General features: G+C 73.4%; 12 protein-coding genes and 1 riboswitch. Of the genes, 9 read left to right on the top strand and 3 right to left on the bottom strand.

Translation table 11 applies throughout. The features are described from left to right. Window positions 1–71: 71 nt before the first annotated feature. Window positions 72–1349 (bottom strand): citrate synthase, encoded by a 1278-nt coding sequence (locus IE241_RS00415; RefSeq protein ID WP_190019531.1) that lies wholly within the window; start codon window positions 1347–1349, stop codon window positions 72–74. Window positions 1350–1526: 177 nt separating this feature from the next. On the opposite strand from IE241_RS00415, the gene IE241_RS00420 reads away from it, so the two are divergent. Both IE241_RS00420 and IE241_RS00425 read left to right on the top strand, forming a co-directional pair. Continuing rightward, complete coding sequence (locus IE241_RS00420) at window positions 1527–2675, top strand: citrate synthase/methylcitrate synthase (RefSeq protein WP_190019532.1); 1149 nt, start codon at window positions 1527–1529, stop codon at window positions 2673–2675. Between the two features lie 17 nt (window positions 2676–2692). Continuing rightward, window positions 2693–3805, top strand: coding sequence for a CobW family GTP-binding protein (locus tag IE241_RS00425; RefSeq protein ID WP_190019533.1), 1113 nt, complete (start codon window positions 2693–2695; stop codon window positions 3803–3805). Between the two features lie 63 nt (window positions 3806–3868). On the opposite strand, the gene IE241_RS00430 is transcribed toward IE241_RS00425, so the two are convergent. After that, window positions 3869–6325, bottom strand: coding sequence for a DNA gyrase/topoisomerase IV subunit A (locus tag IE241_RS00430; RefSeq protein ID WP_190019534.1), 2457 nt, complete (start codon window positions 6323–6325; stop codon window positions 3869–3871). Between the two features lie 223 nt (window positions 6326–6548). Between IE241_RS00430 and IE241_RS00435 the strand changes: the two genes are divergently transcribed. The 4 genes from IE241_RS00435 (at window position 6549) to IE241_RS00450 (ending at window position 11443) form a co-directional block, all read left to right on the top strand. Further along, on the top strand, window positions 6549–7901 hold the full coding sequence (locus tag IE241_RS00435; RefSeq protein WP_190020370.1) for a M16 family metallopeptidase: 1353 nt from the start codon (window positions 6549–6551) through the stop codon (window positions 7899–7901). A gap of 47 nt (window positions 7902–7948) precedes the next feature. Beyond that, a complete protein-coding gene (locus tag IE241_RS00440; RefSeq protein WP_190020371.1) occupies window positions 7949–9316 on the top strand; it encodes a M16 family metallopeptidase in 1368 nt (455 codons plus the stop codon). A 215-nt stretch (window positions 9317–9531) separates the two neighbouring features. Beyond that, a riboswitch (cyclic di-AMP (ydaO/yuaA leader) is annotated at window positions 9532–9687 on the top strand. 13 nt (window positions 9688–9700) lie between these two features. Beyond that, a complete protein-coding gene (locus IE241_RS00445; RefSeq protein WP_190019535.1) occupies window positions 9701–10507 on the top strand; it encodes a M23 family metallopeptidase in 807 nt (268 codons plus the stop codon). A gap of 186 nt (window positions 10508–10693) precedes the next feature. Further along, window positions 10694–11443: a GntR family transcriptional regulator gene (locus IE241_RS00450; RefSeq protein ID WP_190019536.1), complete on the top strand. Its 750-nt coding sequence runs from the start codon at window positions 10694–10696 to the stop codon at window positions 11441–11443. A gap of 247 nt (window positions 11444–11690) precedes the next feature. Here the strand turns inward: IE241_RS00450 and IE241_RS00455 are convergent, their stop codons facing one another. Further along, window positions 11691–11972, bottom strand: coding sequence for an HPr family phosphocarrier protein (locus IE241_RS00455; RefSeq protein WP_190019537.1), 282 nt, complete (start codon window positions 11970–11972; stop codon window positions 11691–11693). 107 nt (window positions 11973–12079) lie between these two features. Between IE241_RS00455 and IE241_RS00460 the strand changes: the two genes are divergently transcribed. From IE241_RS00460 to IE241_RS00470, 3 genes are all read left to right on the top strand, one after another. Next, window positions 12080–14899 carry a bifunctional acetate--CoA ligase family protein/GNAT family N-acetyltransferase gene (locus IE241_RS00460; protein WP_190019538.1) on the top strand — a complete coding sequence of 940 codons (2820 nt, stop codon included), beginning with the start codon at window positions 12080–12082 and terminating at the stop codon, window positions 14897–14899. Between the two features lie 487 nt (window positions 14900–15386). Continuing rightward, window positions 15387–16001, top strand: coding sequence for a DUF5998 family protein (locus tag IE241_RS00465; RefSeq protein WP_190019539.1), 615 nt, complete (start codon window positions 15387–15389; stop codon window positions 15999–16001). Further along, window positions 16001–17209 carry an alkaline phosphatase family protein gene (locus IE241_RS00470; protein ID WP_190019540.1) on the top strand — a complete coding sequence of 403 codons (1209 nt, stop codon included), beginning with the start codon at window positions 16001–16003 and terminating at the stop codon, window positions 17207–17209. The genes IE241_RS00465 and IE241_RS00470 overlap by 1 nt, the downstream gene beginning before the upstream one ends. Window positions 17210–17288: the final 79 nt, after the last annotated feature.

The raw sequence follows: 17288 nt of genomic DNA on the forward strand, positions 1-17288 counted from the left end.
AGGTAAGCCTAACCTGAGTTGCTATTGGTCGTACGGCGCACTTCGGAGGTGGCTGAAGCTCACGGCATGGCCTACGGCATGGGCTGGGGCGGCCTGGGGCCCGAATAGGCGCCCGTGGGGCGCATCCGGAGCGGACGCTCCGCGTACTCCTCCAGGGCGTGCGCGATCCAGCCGGCCGTCCGGGCGACGGCGAACACCGTCTCCCCGGCCTCGGGCGGCATCTCCGCGGAGACCGACAGCACGGCGAGGGCGAGGTCCACATTGGCGTGCAGGGCCACGTGCCGGGCCGTCGTCGCCTCGACCTCGCGGGCGGCCTCCAGGGCGTCCGCGGCCGCCGGTACGGATTCCAGCCGTGCGAAGAGGGCTGTGGCGCGGGGGTCGGGGCCGGGGTAGAGCCGGTGGCCGAGGCCCGGCACGCGGCGCCCGCCGCGCAGGTGGTCGGCCACGACCGGCCCCGCGCTGCCCCGCTGCAGCACCTCCGTCAGCATCCGGTGCGCCAGGCCGCTCGCCGCGCCGTGCAGCGGGCCCTCCATCACCCCGAGCCCGGCCGAGACCGCGGCGTAGGGGTGGGCGCGGGCGGAGGCGGCGACCCGGACCGCGAGCGTGGACGCGGCCAGGTCGTGGTCGATGAGCAGCACCAGTGCGGCCTCCAGGGCGCGCAGTGACGCCTCGTCGGGCGTCCGTGCGGTCAGCCGGGACCACAGCCTGCGGGGGAGCGGGGAGCCGCCGCTGCCCTCCCGGGGCAGCCGCCCGGCGGCCGGCAGCGCGTCGACCAGCGTCGGGATCAGGCCGCGCGCGGTGCCGAGCACGGCCTCGGGAGACAGGTCGAAGCGCATCGGGTCGGCGGCGGCCGCCGCGATCGCCGCCACCCGCAGCCGGTCGGTGGGGCCGCTGTGCGCGGGCATGGCGCTCACCGCGCGGAGCGCCGCCACGAGGCCGTCCTCCGGGGCGGTGAACCGCGTGCCGGGCCGCAGCCGGCCGGTCCACAGCCACTCCGCGACCTCTTCGTAGCCGTACCGCTCGGCGAGCGCGGTGGCGTCCACGCCGCGGTAGAAGTACCGGTCCTTCTCGATGAGGGTGATGCCCGTACGGATCGCCGTCTCGCCGCCGAACGCCGTCTCGCGCCGTCCGCGCCGCACCAGGGCGTCGACCTCGCGCGCGTCGAAGGTGCTGCCGCGCCCGCCGGGGCCGCGGCGGCTGGTGAGCTGGCCGCGGCTCACGTACGCGTAGACCGTCTCGGGCTTCACGCCGAGCCGTTCGGCGACCTCGCGGGTGGTCAGCCGCTCGCCCGGCGCGCCGTCACGCGCCGCGTCGCCGGTCTCGCCGTCCTTCGTCCTGTGATCCGCCATGGAGGACACGTTATCCACCTCTCCATATTGATCTGAATCAACATTGACAACTATTGAGTCAAGCATGGACAGTCAGATCAAGGATTTGATCGATCACCGGATCGATCACCGGATTGGTCACTGGGTCGGTCACCGGATCGATCACCGGACATGGATCACATGGATCAGGGGGCAGTCATGCCGATCACCGAAGTGCCTCGTGGACTCGCCGGCGTCGTCGTCACCGACACCGCCCTCGGCGACGTCCGCGGCCAGGAGGGCTTCTACCACTACCGCCAGTACTCGGCCGTCGAACTGGCGCAGACCCGGTCCTTCGAGGACGTCTGGCACCTGATGTTCCGCGGCTCCCTGCCGGACGCGCAGCAGCGCGCCCGCTTCGCCGCCGAGACCGCCGCCCTGCGCCGGCTCCCCCAGGACGTGCGCGACGCCCTGCCGGGCATCGCCCGCGCCGGTGCCGCCTCCGGCCCGCTCGCCGGGCTGCGCACCGCGCTGTCCCTCCTCGGTGCCTCGGCCGGGCTCCGGCCGCTCTACGACACCGGCGCCGACGGGCGCGAGGCCGCCGCGCTCGCCGCCTGCGCCGCCGTCCCCACCCTGCTCACGGCACTCCACCGGCTCGGCAACGGGCTGGAGCCCGTCGAGCCGCGCGAGGACCTGCCGTACGCCGCCAACTACCTCTACATGCTGACCGGAGCCGAGCCCGGCGCCCGGGAGGCCCGCGCCATCGAGCGCTACCTCGTCTCCACGATCGACCACGGCTTCAACGCCTCGACGTTCACCGCCCGGGTGATCGCCTCCACCGGCGCGGACCTCGCCGCCTGCCTGTGCGGCGCGGTCGGCGCGCTCTCCGGCCCGCTGCACGGCGGCGCCCCCAGCCGGGCCCTCGACACCCTCGACGCCATCGGCACCCCCGACCGCATCGACTCCTGGATCCGCGAACGCGTCCTCGCGGGCGAACGGATCATGGGCTTCGGGCACCCCGTCTACCGCACCGAGGACCCCCGCTCCCGGATGCTCCGCGAGATCGCCGAGGAGTTCGGCGGCGATCTGGTGGACTTCGCCGTCGAGGTCGAGGGCCGGGTGGAGGCGATCCTCGCCGAGCTCAAGCCCGGCCGGGAGCTCCACACCAACGTCGAGTTCTACGCGGGCGTCGTCATGGAGCTGTGCGGGCTGCCGCGCGAGATGTTCACCCCCACCTTCTGCGCGGCACGCGTCGTCGGCTGGAGCGCCAATATCCTGGAGCAGGCGGACGACTCGAAGATCATCCGCCCGGCGGCCCGGTACGTGGGCCCGCCCCCGCCCCAGCCGGTCCCCGCCGTGCTCGACTGACGATGGAGGCGCCCCCCGTGGCCAAGCGACAGATCCCGGTCATCGTGCTCGCAGGATTCCTGGGGTCGGGCAAGACCACGCTCCTCAACCACCTCCTGGGGAGAAGCGGGGGCACCCGCATCGGGGCGATCGTCAACGACTTCGGCAGCATCGAGATCGACGCCATGAGCGTCGCCGGGCAGGTCGACTCGATGGTCTCGCTGGGCAACGGATGCCTGTGCTGCGCCGTGGACACCAGCGAGCTCGACGGCTTCCTCGACCGGCTCTCCCGCCCGGCCGCCCGCATCGACGTCATCGTCATCGAGGCCAGCGGCCTGGCCGAGCCGCAGGAAGTCATCAGGATGATCCTGGCCAGCGACAACAAGGACATCGTCTACGGAGGCCTCGTCGAGGTCGTCGACGCGGCGGAGTTCGCCGCCACCCGCGCCCGGCACCCGGAGCTCGACCGCCACGTGGCCATCGCCGACCTCGTCGTCCTCAACAAGGCCGACAGGGTCGGCGACGAGGCCCGCCGGGAGGTCCTCGGCGTGCTGGAGGAGCTCGCCCCCGGCACGCCCGTCGTGCCGGCGTCCTACGGGCGCATCGACCCGGAGCTGCTCTTCGACCGCAAGCCGCGCGAGGACGACCCGTCGAAGACGCGCCAGCTGTCCTTCGAGGACCTGTGCGCCGACGACGAGCCGGACGGCCACGACCACGGCAGCTGTGACCTTGACCATGACCACGACCACGACCATGACCACGACTGCCACGGCGGCTGCGACCACAACGGGCACCTGCACGCCGCCTACGAGAGCGTCGAGTTCGTCTCCGAAGAGCCCGTGGACCCGCGGCGGCTGATGGAGTTCCTCGACAGCCGGCCGGAGGGCCTCTACCGGATCAAGGGATTCGTGTACTTCGGCATAGCCGGGCACAAGCACAAGTTCGCCGTCCACGCCGTCGGCGACTTCCTGCGCTTCTACCGCTCCTCCTGGGCACGGGCCGAGGAACGGCTCACCCAGCTCGTACTGATCGGCAGGGGCGTCGACACGGCGGCTCTGCGGGCCGGGCTGGACCGCTGCCGCGTCACCGCGGGGGAGCCTCCGGCGGAGGAGCACAGCATGTGGGGCGTCCTGCGGTACGCGCAGGGCTGACACGGGCGCTGACAGGGGGGGGCTGACGGGGGCGCCCGCAGCGCCCCCGCCCTCCGCGCCGGGCTACACCGGGCCCGCCACCGCCTTCACCGGCTTCGCCAGGGGAGTGCCCGAGCCGTCCCGCCGCGGGTCGGCCTCCGGCAGCTCCACCGGGGTGCCCTTCGCATCCGCCGCCCGCGCCGGGGCGGCACCCGCCCAGGCCATGACCAGGCAGTCCTCACCCTTGAGGAAGCGCTGGCAGCGCACGCCGCCCGTCGCCCGGCCCTTGCGCGGGTACGGGTCGAAGGGGGTCAGCTTCGCCGTGCCCTCCGAGGCGCCCAGCAGGGTGCCCTGTGTCCCGGCCTGGGTGAACACCACCGCGTCGGCCGCAGGGTCGATGGCGGTGAAGGAGATCACCTTCGCGCCCGAGGAGAGCTTGATGCCCGCCATGCCGCCCGCGGGCCGGCCCTGCGGCCGCACCTGCGAGGCCGGATAGCGCAGCAGCTGGGCGTCGTCGGTGATGAAGACGAGGTCCTCCTCGCCCGTCCGCAGCTCGGCGGCGCCGACGATGCGGTCGCCGTCCTTGAGGGAGATGACCTCCAGCTCGTCCTTGTTGGCCGGATAGTCGGGGACCACGCGCTTGACGACGCCCTGCTCCGTGCCGATCGCGAGCCCCGGCGAGGACTCGTCCAGCGTGGTGAGACAGACGACCGTCTCGCCGTCGGCCAGGGAGAGGAACTCCGGCACCGGTGCCCCGCCCGCCAGGCTGGGCGCCGCCGCCGTCTCCGGCAGCTGCGGCAGATCGATCACCCGCATCCGCAGCAGGCGCCCGGCCGACGTCACCGCGCCGACCTCGCCCAGGGCCGTCGCCGGCACCGCCGAGACGATCACGTCGTGCTTGACGCGCTTGGCCTCGCCCGCGGCGGGCGGGAAGGGCTCGCCGGTGGCCGTGCGGGCCAGCAGGCCGGTGGAGGACATCAGCACGCGGCACGGGTCGTCGGCGACCTGCAGGGGCACCGCCGACGCCGGGGCGCCCGCCGACTCCAGCAGGACCGTACGGCGGTCGGTGCCGAACTTCTTCGCGACGTCGGCCAGTTCGCCCGAGACCAGCTTGCGCAGCTCCGCGTCGGACTCCAGGATCCGCGTCAGCTCCTCGATCTCCCCGGTGAGCTTGTCGCGCTCCGCCTCCAGCTCGATGCGGTCGAACTTCGTCAGGCGGCGCAGCGGCGTGTCGAGGATGTACTGCGTCTGCACCTCGGAGAGGGAGAAGCGCGCGATGAGGGCCTCCTTGGCCTGCGCCGCGTTCTCACTCGATCGGATGATCCTGATGACCTCGTCGATGTCGAGCAGGGCCACCAGCAGGCCCTCGACCAGGTGCAGCCGGTCGCGCCGCTTGCCGCGCCGGAACTCGCTGCGCCGCCGCACCACCTCGAAGCGGTGGTCGACGTAGACCTCCAGGAGCTCCTTGAGGCCCAGCGTGAGCGGCTGACCGTCGACCAGGGCGACGTTGTTGATGCCGAAGGACTCCTCCATCGGCGTGAGCTTGTAGAGCTGCTCCAGGACGGCCTCGGGGTTGAAGCCGTTCTTGATCTCGATGACCAGGCGCAGGCCGTGGGCGCGGTCGGTGAGGTCCTTGACGTCGGCGATGCCCTGGAGCTTCTTCGAGCCGACCAGGTCCTTGATCTTGGAGATGACCTTCTCGGGGCCGACGGTGAAGGGCAGCTCGGTGACGACCAGGCCCTTGCGGCGGGCCGTCACGTTCTCCACGGCGACGGTGGCGCGGATCTTGAACGTGCCGCGGCCCGTCTCGTAGGCGTCGCGCACGCCGCCCAGGCCCACGATCCGGCCGCCCGTGGGCAGGTCCGGGCCGGGGATGAACTTCATCAGCGTGTCGAGGTCGGCGCCCGGGTGCCTGATCAGGTGCCGGGCGGCCGCGATCACCTCGCCGAGGTTGTGCGGCGGCATGTTCGTCGCCATGCCGACCGCGATTCCGGACGAGCCGTTGACCAGCAGGTTCGGATAGGCGGCGGGCAGGGCCACGGGCTCCTGCTCGCTGCCGTCGTAGTTCGGCGTGAAATCGACGGTGTCCTCTTCGATCGACTCCGTCATCAGCGACGTCGCCGACGCCATCCGGGCCTCGGTGTAGCGCATGGCCGCGGGCGGGTCGTCATTGCCGAGGGAGCCGAAGTTGCCGTGGCCGTCGACCAGCGGCACGCGCATGGAAAACGGCTGCGCCATGCGCACCAGGGCGTCGTAGATGGAGGCGTCGCCGTGGGGGTGGAGCTTTCCCATCACCTCGCCGACGACGCGGGCGCACTTCACATAGCCGCGGTCGGGGCGCAGGCCCATCTCGTTCATCTGGTAGAGGATGCGGCGGTGGACCGGCTTGAGACCGTCGCGCGCATCGGGCAGGGCCCGGGAGTAGATGACCGAGTAGGCGTACTCGAGGAAGGAACCCTGCATCTCGTCGACGACGTCGATGTCGAGGATGCGCTCCTCGAAGTTCTCCGGCGGCGGGGTCTTCGTGCTGCGGCGGGCCATCGCGGCTGCGGCTCCTTCGATCGATTGCCGAGGCAGGGTGCTGACGCGGACCATTGTGGACCGCGCCACTGACATCACCGGACACGACCCGTCCGTAAGGGGGCACCGCGCCGGGAACTTAGCCGGATGTCAGCGCGCTTGCATACAGTGACAGCACTGCTCATCACGCGAGTCATCGCGCACCGGCGCGAGATTGCAAGCGATCGAAGGGACGTACATGCCCATGGGTCACACGGCCACGCAACAGGCCGGTACCGGCGGCCTCACAGCGACCGAGCACCGGCTGGCCAACGGCCTGCGGGTGGTGCTCTCCGAAGACCACCTGACCCCGGTCGCCGCCGTCTGCCTCTGGTACGACGTCGGCTCGCGCCATGAGGTCAAGGGCCGCACGGGCCTCGCCCACCTCTTCGAGCACCTTATGTTCCAGGGCTCGGCACAGGTCAAGGGGAACGGCCATTTCGAGCTGGTGCAGGGCGCCGGAGGCTCCCTCAACGGCACCACCAGCTTCGAGCGCACCAACTACTTCGAGACCATGCCGGCGCACCAGCTGGAGCTGGCCCTGTGGCTCGAGGCCGACCGGATGGGCTCCCTGCTCACCGCCCTCGACGACGAGTCGATGGAGAACCAGCGCGACGTCGTCAAGAACGAGCGCCGCCAGCGCTACGACAACGTCCCCTACGGCACCGCCTTCGAGCGGCTGACCGCCATGGTCTTCCCCGACGGCCACCCGTACCACCACACCCCGATCGGCTCCATGGCCGACCTGGACGCGGCCTCCCTGGAGGACGCCCGCGCCTTCTTCCGCACCTACTACGCCCCGGGCAACGCCGTCCTGTCGGTCGTCGGCGACATCGACCCCGAGCAGACCCTCGCCTGGATCGAGAAGTACTTCGGCTCGATCCCCGCGCACGACGGCAAGCAGCCCCCGCGCGACGGCGGCCTGCCCGACGTCATCGGCGAGGAGCTGCGCCAGGTCGTCCGCGAGGAGGTCCCGGCCCGCGCCATGATGGCCGCCTACCGCCTCCCGCAGGACGGCTCCCGCGAGGCCGACGCCGCCGACCTGGCCGTCACCGTCCTCGGCGGCGGCGAGTCCTCCCGCCTGCACAACCGCCTGGTCCGCCACGACCGCTCCGCCGTCGCCGCCGGCTTCGGCCTGCTGCGGCTCGCCGGCGCCCCCTCGCTGGGCTGGCTGGACGTCAAGGCGTCCGGCGGCGCCGAGGTGGCCGGCATCGAGGCCGCCGTCGACGAGGAGCTCGCCCGCTTCGCCGCCGAGGGCCCGACCCCCGCGGAGATGGAGCGCGCCCAGGCCCAGCTGGAGCGCGAGTGGCTGGACCGGCTCTCCACCGTCAGCGGCCGCGCCGATGAACTGTGCCGCTTCGCGGTGCTGTTCGGCGACCCCCAGCTCGCCCTCACCGCCGTCCAGCGCGTCCTGGACATCACGCCGGAGGAGGTGCAGCAGGTCGCCCAGGCCCGCCTGCGCCCCGACAACCGCGCCGTGCTGGTGTACGAGCCCACCGAGCCGGCCGCCCCCGCCGCCGACGAGAACGCCGAAGCAGAAGAGGAGACGGCCAAGTGAGCGACGCCGTGGCCCCCGCACAGCCCGCCCAGCCTGCGCATCCTTCGATGGAGTTCCACCCGCAGCCCCAGGCCGGGCCCGCGGCCCCCTGGGCCTTCCCCGCCCCCGAGCGCGGCACGCTCCCCAACGGCCTGACGGTGCTGCGCTGCCACCGCCCCGGCCAGCAGGTCGTCGCCGTCGACATCAACGTCGTGGCCCCCCTCGCCGCGGAGCCCGAAGGCCTCGACGGCGTCGCCACCATCATGGCGCGCGCCCTGTCCGAGGGCACCGACAAGCACACCGCCGAGGAGTTCACCGCCGAGCTGGAGCGCTGCGGCGCCACCCTCGACGCCCACGCCGACCACCCCGGCGTGCGCCTGTCCCTGGAGGTTCCCGCCTCCCGGCTCGGCAAGGCCCTCGGCCTCGTGGCCGATGCGCTGCGCGCCCCCGCCTTCCCGGACCACGAGATCGAGCGGCTGGTGGGCAACCGCCTGGACGAGATCCCGCACGAGCTGGCCAACCCCGCCCGCCGGGCCGCCATGGCGCTCTCCAAGGAGCTCTTCCCGGCCGCCTCGCGGATGTCCCGCCCCCGCCAGGGCACCGAGGAGACCGTCGCCGGCATCGACGCCGCCTCCGTCCGGGCCTTCTACGAGGCCCACGTCCGGCCCGCCACCACGACCGCCGTGGTCGTCGGCGACTTCACCGGCGTCGACCTCGACGCCGCCCTCGCCGACTCCCTCGGCGCCTGGACGGGCTCCCCGGCCGAGCCGCACGCCCTGCAGCCGGTCACCGCGGACGACACCGGCCGCGTCGTCATCGTGGACCGCCCCGGCGCGGTGCAGACGCAGCTGCTCATCGGCCGCATCGGCGCCGACCGGCACGGCCAGGTCTGGCCCGCCCAGAGCGTCGGCACGTACTGCCTCGGCGGCACCCTCACCTCCCGTCTGGACCGCGTCCTGCGCGAGGAGAAGGGCTACACCTACGGCGTGCGGGCCTTCGGCCAGGTGCTGCTGTCCACCCCCGAGGGCACCGGCGCGGCCATGCTCGCCATCAGCGGCTCGGTGGACACCGCCTCCACCGGCCCCGCGCTGGAGGACCTGTGGACCGTCCTGCGCACCCTCGCCGCCGGGGGCCTGACGGAGGAGGAGCGCGACTCCGCCGTGCAGAACCTCGTCGGCGTCGCCCCGCTGAAGTACGAGACGGCGGCGGCCGTCGCGGGCACCCTCGCCGACCAGGTCGAGCAGCACCTGCCGGACGACTTCCAGGCGCGCCTGTACGAGCGCCTGGCCGCGACGGGCACGGTGGAGGCCACCGCCGCCGTCGTGAGCGCCTTCCCGGTCGACCGTCTGGTGACGGTGCTCGTCGGTGACGCCGCGCAGATCGAGGAGCCCGTCCGGGCCCTCGGCATCGGGGAAGTGACCGTGATCACGGGCTGACCCCCCGGCGGGCCGGCCGCGCCGGGCGGTCCGTCAACCGGCAGGCACGCGCGCCCCTGAGGCGCGTGTGCCTGCCAAATGTCCGATTTAGCGGAGTGGTTGCACGTCTGCGTTGTGGCGTGGGCCACAAAACGGGGCTTCTGTTTGCCGATCGAAAGTGACGGCGTCTAGCGTCAAAGCGTCTGTCCGTCAGATGTGCGCCGCATCCGCGGCCCGGGCAGACATCGCCGAGTCCCCGTACGGCGCGAGCCAGGGGAGCCGGGGACCCAAGTGTCCCTGGGGTGAATCGGGCCCCTTTCCGGAGGGATCCGTAGGAGACCTTCCTGCTCCGAACCCGTCAGCTAACCCGGTAGGCGAGAGGGAAGGAAAGGACCAGCCTCACCAATGGCGTTCACTCGTGCCACCGGGAAGCACCGTCGTCCGAGCCGTGCCGTTCGCGTCAGTGCGAACGTGGCCGGCATAGCCACCCTCACCGCCACCGGCGTCGTCGCGGGCTTCGCCGCCCCGGCGCTGGCCGCCTCCACCGACGAGGTCCACCACCCCGAGGACACCGGCCTGACCCAGGCCGTCGTCATCGGCGAGGACACGGCCGGCCGCATCGGTGAGCAGGCCCAGGTGCAGAGCAGCTCCGCCGCCGAGACCACCGCCGTCCACGACGCCGAGACCGCCGCCAAGCAGCAGGCCGCCGACGTCAAGAAGGCCGCGGACGAGGCCAAGCGCAAGGCCGAGGCCGAGCGCAAGGAGGCCGAGCGCGTCGCCCGCGAGCAGGAGCGCAAGCGCCTCAACACCTTCGTCTCGCCGATCGCCGGCTCGTACGTCTCCACGTCCTACAAGGCCTCCAGCGGCCTGTGGTCCTCCGGCAGTCACACCGGCATCGACCTGCACGCCGAGACCGGCACCTCGGTCCAGGCCGTGGGCGCGGGCACCGTCGTCGAGGCCGGCTGGGGCGGCGCCTACGGCAACAACGTCGTCATCAAGCACAACGACGGCACGTACACGCAGTACGGCCACCTGTCGTCCATCGAGGTCTCCGTCGGCCAGTCGGTCACCGCCGGCCAGCAGATCGGCCTCTCCGGCGCCACGGGCAACGTCACCGGCCCGCACCTGCACTTCGAGGCCCGCACCGGCGCCACGTACGGCACCGACATCGACCCGGTCGCCTACCTCAGCGAGCACGGCGTCAACCTCTGACGCACCCGCCGACGCCCCTGCGCGGCACATTCGCCTCACGAAGGCCCCGGCCCACCGGCCGGGGCCTTCGTCGTATCCTCGTGTTGGCCAAAACATATCGATGACTTCACATGCGCCGTCGGAAATCGCGGACGGCTGCAATAGAGTCGCTGAACAGGCGTCAATCGGCCGCGTTGCGCGGGGGTTATGCGGAGGTTCACCCATGCGGGGCCGTACGTGAACGGTGATGGCACAGCGAATCAGAGCGGCCGTCGCATTTCCGCGCACGCCGTGTGCACGGCGATCCGTGACGACATTGTTTCCGGCACGTTTCCGCCCGGCAGCCGGCTCACCGAAGAAGTCCTCGCGCGCCGCTACGGCGTTTCGCGCGTGCCCGTGCGCGAGGCGCTGCGCACCCTCGCCTCGGAGGGGTTCGTGACCACCCGGCGGCACGCGGGCGCCTGTGTCGCGGAGCCCACCGAGCAGGAGGCCGCCGATCTGCTGGAGGTGCGCGCCCTGCTGGAGCCGCTGGGCGCCGCGCGCGCCGCACAGCGCCGCACGGAGGCGCATCTGAAGGTGCTGCGCGGCCTGGTGCGGCTCGGCCAGGAGCGCGCCCGCGGCGGGCGTACGGGCGAGCTGCGGCCGCTGGGGGACTGGTTCGACGAGACCCTCGCCCAGGCGTCCGGCAGCCCCAGCCTCGCGGGCCTGCTCACCCAGCTGCGGCTCAAGATCGCGTGGGTGTACGCGGCGGAGCCGCCTGTGAGGCCCGTCGACACCTGGGAGGTGCTCGGCGCCCTGGTGGACGCGGTCGCGCGCGGCGACGCGGAGCGGGCCCGGGCCATCGCGGCGGCGCGTGCGGACCGCTCCCCGGGGGAATTCCGGCTGCGCCGCTCCGTGCCGGCGGCCCGTGTGCGGAATACGGGGCCGGCCGTGCGAACGGTGATCTCCGGTTCCTGATCCCATCCCGGTTCCTGATCCCCGGTTCCCGGGCGCGCCTATTAACTTCCGGTGTTACCGCAGGAACGATCTCCGGCCGAACTTCCGCCAAAGGAATGCCCCGCTGTTACCGCCGGAATGCCATGGATTTCGCGCGGGCGCACGCGGGGTGTGAATGGGGTGTGCGGGGTGCGCACGGGAAAACGACGACGGGGCCGCGGCAGCCTCAATCGGCCGCCGCGGCCCCGCCGCGCGCGATTCCGTCGAATCAGACGGTCTCCGGGAGCTCCTCGAGACCCTCGGCGACCAGCTTCGCCAGACGGTCCAGAGCGGCCTCGGCGCCCTCGGCGTCGCTGGAGAGGACGATCTCCTCGCCACCCTGGGCACCCAGGCCCAGCACGGCCAGCATGGAGCCGGCGTTGACCGGGTTGCCGTCGGCCTTGGCGATCGTCACGGGGACGCCGGCGGCGGTCGCCGCACGGACGAAGACAGACGCGGGACGGGCGTGCAGGCCCTCGGCCCAGCCGACGTTGACGCGGCGCTCAGCCATGGTGTTGCCCTTCAAGTCGTAGGAGTTGTCTAGACCAGTGTCTCACGGTGCCCGGAGTGCTCCGGCGCAGCGCTCCGGATGTCCGTGCCCGGCCTTACGCTGGCCCCATGCAGACGACGCCGGCGCGGTCCGGGCCCGAGCACGCGTACCCCACCCACTGGGAAGCCGACGTCGTGCTGCGCGACGGCGGCACCGCGCACCTGCGCCCCATCACCCCCGATGACGCCCAGCGCCTGGTGAGCTTCTACGAGCAGGTCTCGGACGAGTCGAAGTACTACCGCTTCTTCGCCCCCTACCCCCGCCTCTCCGACCGGGACGTGCACCGCTTCACCCATCACGACTACGTCGACAGGGTCGGCCTCGCCGCCACCGTCGGCGGCGAGTTCATCGCCACCGTCCGCTACGACCGCATCGACGGCCGCGGGATGCCGGCCTCCGAGCCCGCCGACGAGGCCGAGGTCGCCTTCCTCGTGCAGGACGCCCACCAGGGCCGCGGGGTCGCCTCCGCCCTCCTGGAGCACATCGCCGCCGTGGCCCGCGAGCGGGCGATCCGGCGCTTCGCCGCCGAGGTGCTGCCCGCCAACACCAAGATGATCAAGGTGTTCACGGACGCGGGCTACACCCAGAAGCGCAGCTTCGAGGACGGTGTCGTCCGCCTGGAGCTGGACCTGGAGCCCACCGACCGCTCCCTCGCCGTCCAGCGGGCCCGCGAGCAGCGCGCCGAGGCCCGCTCGGTCCAGCGGCTGCTCGCCCCCGGCTCCGTGGCCGTCATCGGCACCGGCCGCGCGCCGGGCGGCATGGGGCGGGCCGTGCTGCGCAATCTGCTGGCGGGCGGCTTCACCGGGCGGGTCCACGCCGTCAACCACGCCTTCCCCGAGGGCACCACGCGGCTCGACCCCGAGGGCGTGCCGGCCCACCGCTCCGTCCGCGCCATCGCCGAGCCCGTCGACCTCGCGGTCGTGGCCGTGCCCGCCGAGCAGGTGCCCTCCGTCGTCGCCGAGTGCGGCGAGCACGGCGTCCAGGGCCTCCTCGTCCTCTCCGCCGGGTACGGCGAGAGCGGAGCCGACGGGCGCGAGCGCCAGCGCGAGCTCGTGCGCCAGGCCCGCTCCTACGGGATGCGCATCATCGGACCCAACGCCTTCGGCCTCATCAACACCGCCGGCGGCGTCCGTCTCAACGCCTCCCTGTCGCCCGAGCTGCCCGCCGCCGGGCGCATAGGGCTCTTCAGCCAGTCCGGGGCCATCGGCATCGCCCTGCTGTCCGGGCTCCACCGGCGCGCCGCCGGGCTCGTCGGCATCTCCACCTTCGTCTCCGCCGGCAACCGCGCGGACGTCTCCGGCAACGACTTCCTGCAGTACTGGCACGACGACCCCGACACCGACCTCGTGCTCATGTACCTGGAGTCCATCGGCAACCCCCGCAAGTTCACCCGCCTCGCGCGGCGCACCGCCGCCCGCAAGCCGGTCGTCGTCGTCAAGGGCGCCCGGCACGGCGGGGCCGCGCCCACCGGGCACGCCGTGCCCACCACCCGGATCCCCGACGCCACCGTCTCCGACCTGCTCCGGCAGGCCGGCGTCATCCGCGTCGACACCGTCACCGAGCTCGCCGACACCGGGCTGCTCCTCGCCTCCCAGCCGCTGCCGGCCGGGCCGCGCGTCGCCATCCTCGGCAACTCCGAGTCCCTCGCCCTGCTCACCTACGACGCCTGCCTCACCGACGGCCTGCGCCCCCAGCCCCCGTACGACCTCACCACCGGCGCCCGGCCCGCCGACTTCCGCAGGGCCCTGGCCGGGGTCCTGGCCGACGAGGAGTGCGACGCCGTCGTCGTCACCGCCATCCCGTGGGTCGGGGACGCCTCCGCGGCGGATCTCGCCCGGGCGCTGAGGGAGGCGGTCGCGGCCTCGCCCGCCGCCAAGCCGGTGACCGTCGTGCACCTGGAGATCCCGGGGCTCGCCGAGGCGCTCGCGGAGCCGGCGGGTGAGAGCGCCGGGGGAATGGAGGGCCCCGGGGGAGCGGAGAGTCCCGCACCGGCCGTGCGGATACCCGCCTACCCCGCCGCCGAGCGGGCCGTCCGGGCGCTCGCCGAGGCCGCGCGGTACGCGCGCTGGCGGCGGCAGGCCGCCGAGCCGGGGCGCGTGCCCGAGTACGACGACATCGACGAGGCGGGAGCCGCCGCCGACATCGGGGTGCTGCTGGAGGCCCACGGGGCCGGTCTCGCGCCGCCGCCCGAGGGGCCGCGGGCCGTCACCCTCTCCGCCCCCGACACCCAGCGGCTCCTCGCCCGGTACGGGATCGCCGTGCTGCCCGCGCTGCCGGCGCCGGACCCCGGCGGTGCGGTGCGGGCGGCGGGGCGGCTCGGCTTCCCCGTCGCCCTCAAGCCCACCGCCCCGCACCTGCGCCACCGAGCCGACCTCGGCGGCGTCCGGCTCGACCTCGGCAGCGAGGCGGAACTGCGCCGCGCGTACGCCGAGTTGACCGAGCTCCTCGGCAAGCCCGAGGAGACCCGGCTCGTCGTGCAGTCCATGGCGCCGCGCGGCGTCGACACCGTCGTACGGGCCGCGATCGACCCGGCGGCGGGAGCGGTTCTGTCCTTCGGGCTGGCGGGCGCGCCCTCGCTGCTCCTCGGCGACACCGCGCACCGGCTCGTCCCCGTCACCGATCGCGACGCCGCCGAGCAGATCCGCTCGATCCGCACCGCACCGCTGCTCTTCGGCTGGCGCGGCACGACGCCCGTCGACACCAAGGCGCTGGAGGAGCTGCTGCTGCGCGTCTCCCGGCTGGTCGACGACCACCCCGAGGTCGTGGGCGCCGACCTGGAACCGGTGATCGTCGCCCCCCACGGGGTGCACGTCCTGGGCGCCACCATCCGCCTGTCCCCGGCCCCGGCCCGTACGGACCTGGGGCCGCGCAGCCTGCCGGCGGTCTGACAGCAACAGCCCACCGGGCCGCACCCGGCCGCGACCCGCCTGCGGCCCCACCTGGTCCGCCGGCCCCTGCCCCGATCCGGGGACTCCGGTCTCCGCCGAGGTGGCGTTCCCCACCGTGGGTTGCGGCCGGTTCGGCACCGCCGGTGCCCGCCGTGGGGGTTTCTCGCCGTTGCGGCGGAGTGGAAGCGGTCGGGCGGTGTGGGGCTGTGTCATGGCGGCCTCTGTTTGGCTGCTCCGGAGCGGACGGGCAGTTCTTGTCCGTCGCGGTGGAGTGGAATGTCCAGGTGGCGGCGTTCTTGCGGCTGTCGCCCTTGCCCGGGCCGGGGGACCTGTCCGTCGCCGTGGCGAAGCGGAGTGCCCGGGCGGTGAGCGGGGCCGTGCCGGGGCGGCAGTGGGGTGTGACGCCCGTCCCATCGCGTCGGGCCCGGCCGGGGCCGGGGTGGGCGGATCGGGCGGTTGGGGCCCGTGGGCCCCTTAGGATGGGCTTATGGCGAAGACCGGTACGACGACCCAAGGGCTGCGCGCGGCGATCGAGCGCAGCGGCTACTACCCGGCCCTCGTGGCCGAGGCGGTGGAGGCCGCAGTGGGCGGCGAGCCGGTCGCGTCGTACCTGGTGCACCAGGAGACGACGTTCGACTCCAACGAGGTGCGCCGCCACGTCACGGTCCTCGTCCTGACCGGCACCCGGTTCATCGTCAGCCACACCGACGAGCAGGCCGCCGACGGCACCTCGCCGTCCCCGTACGCCACCACCGCCGCGGAGTCCGTGAAGCTGGAGCGGATCTCCTCGGTCGTGCTGACCCGCGTCGTCGCCAACCCCGAGTCGTACACCCCGGGCACCCTGCCCCGCGAGGTCGTGCTGAACATCGGCTGGGGCGCGGTGTCCCGGATCGACCTGGAGCCCGCCGCCTGCGGCGACCCCAACTGCGACGCGGACCACGGCTACACCGGCTCCTCCACGGCCGACGACCTGAGCCTGCGCGTCAGCGAGGCGGGCGACGGGCCGGACACCGTCCGGCAGACCCTGGCCTTCGCCCAGGCCTTGTCCGAGGCCACCGCAGCCCCTGCAGCCACCACGGCCGGCGCGGCGACCGCCCGCTGATGTCCTCTCCCATGACGGCGGGCTCCGCCTGGCACGAGCCCGCCCCGCTCGACCCCCGCTCCGCCCCGCTGCCCCGCTACGGCACGGGCTCGCTGGCCGACCTGCTGCCCGCGGTCGCGGCCGGCATGGAGGTCCCCGGTTTCTCCACGGGTCTGGAGCTGGCCCCCGCCGACCGCGTGTGCGTCTTCCTGATCGACGGCCTGGGCTGGGAGCTGCTGCGCGCCCACCCCGCCGAGGCGCCGTTCCTGCACTCGCTGATGGCCGGCTCGAACAACGGCACGGGCTCGCCCCTGACGGCCGGCTTCCCGTCCACCACGGCGACCTCCCTCGCCTCGGTCGGCACCGGGCTGCCCCCGGGCGCCCACGGCCTGCCCGGCTACACCGTCGCCGACCCGGCCACGGGGCAGCTGATGAACCAGCTGCGCTGGCGGCCCTGGACCGACCCGCACGTCTGGCAGCCCTACCCGACCGTCTTCCAGCTCGCGGACGCGGCCGGCGTGCACACCTGCCAGGTCTCCGCCCCGGACTTCCAGCACACCCCGCTGACGAAGATCGCGCTCAGCGGCGGCACCTTCCACGGCCGGCTCTCCGGCGAGGACCGGATGGATCTCGCCGCCGACCGGCTCGGCGCCGCGGACCGCTCGCTCGTCTACACCTACTACAGCGACGTCGACGGCAAGGGACACCGCTTCGGCGTGGACTCCGACGAGTGGCGCGGCCAGTTGATGTACGTCGACCGCCTCGCCCAGCGCCTGGCCGAGCAGCTGCCGCCCCGCTCGGCGCTGTACGTCACCGCCGACCACGGCATGATCGACATCCCCTTCGACCCCGAGTCGCGTATCGACTTCGACGAGGACTGGGAGCTGCGCGCAGGCGTCGCCCTGCTCGGCGGCGAGGCCCGTGCCCGTCACGTCTACGCCGTGCCCGGCGCCGCCGCCGACGTCCTCGCGGTGTGGCGGGAGGTGCTCGGCGAGCAGATGTGGATCGCGAGCCGCGACGAGGCGATCGAGGCGGGCTGGTTCGGCCGCCCCGGCGACGGCGTGGACGGCCGCGTCCACGGCCGGATCGGCGACGTGGTCGCCGCCGCCCGCGACGACATCGCGATCGTCGCCACCGAGACCGAGCCGAACGAATCCGCAATGGTGGGGCTGCACGGCTCCATGACGCCCGTGGAGCAGCTGGTGCCGCTCCTCGAAGTGCGCGCCTGACCCCACAGCCTGCACCCGCAACACCCGCCGCAGCACCCGCCCCGCACCGCAGCCCGTACGACCGCGCCCCCCCCACACG

This window comes from Streptomyces hiroshimensis (assembly GCF_014650335.1).
Taxonomy (GTDB): Bacteria; Actinomycetota; Actinomycetes; order Streptomycetales; family Streptomycetaceae; genus Streptomyces; species Streptomyces hiroshimensis.

Bases quoted from the DNA above. Each gene is read 5' to 3' on its own strand.
- IE241_RS00415 (WP_190019531.1), bottom strand. From the start codon at position 1,349: ATGGCGGATCACAGGACGAAGGACGGCGAGACCGGCGACGCGGCGCGT.
- IE241_RS00420 (WP_190019532.1), top strand. From the start codon at position 1,527: ATGCCGATCACCGAAGTGCCTCGTGGACTCGCCGGCGTCGTCGTCACC.
- IE241_RS00430 (WP_190019534.1), bottom strand. From the start codon at position 6,325: ATGGCCCGCCGCAGCACGAAGACCCCGCCGCCGGAGAACTTCGAGGAG.
- IE241_RS00435 (WP_190020370.1), top strand. From the start codon at position 6,549: ATGGGTCACACGGCCACGCAACAGGCCGGTACCGGCGGCCTCACAGCG.
- IE241_RS00440 (WP_190020371.1), top strand. From the start codon at position 7,949: ATGGAGTTCCACCCGCAGCCCCAGGCCGGGCCCGCGGCCCCCTGGGCC.
- IE241_RS00445 (WP_190019535.1), top strand. From the start codon at position 9,701: ATGGCGTTCACTCGTGCCACCGGGAAGCACCGTCGTCCGAGCCGTGCC.
- IE241_RS00450 (WP_190019536.1), top strand. From the start codon at position 10,694: ATGCGGAGGTTCACCCATGCGGGGCCGTACGTGAACGGTGATGGCACA.
- IE241_RS00455 (WP_190019537.1), bottom strand. From the start codon at position 11,972: ATGGCTGAGCGCCGCGTCAACGTCGGCTGGGCCGAGGGCCTGCACGCC.
- IE241_RS00460 (WP_190019538.1), top strand. From the start codon at position 12,080: ATGCAGACGACGCCGGCGCGGTCCGGGCCCGAGCACGCGTACCCCACC.
- IE241_RS00465 (WP_190019539.1), top strand. From the start codon at position 15,387: ATGGCGAAGACCGGTACGACGACCCAAGGGCTGCGCGCGGCGATCGAG.
- IE241_RS00470 (WP_190019540.1), top strand. From the start codon at position 16,001: ATGTCCTCTCCCATGACGGCGGGCTCCGCCTGGCACGAGCCCGCCCCG.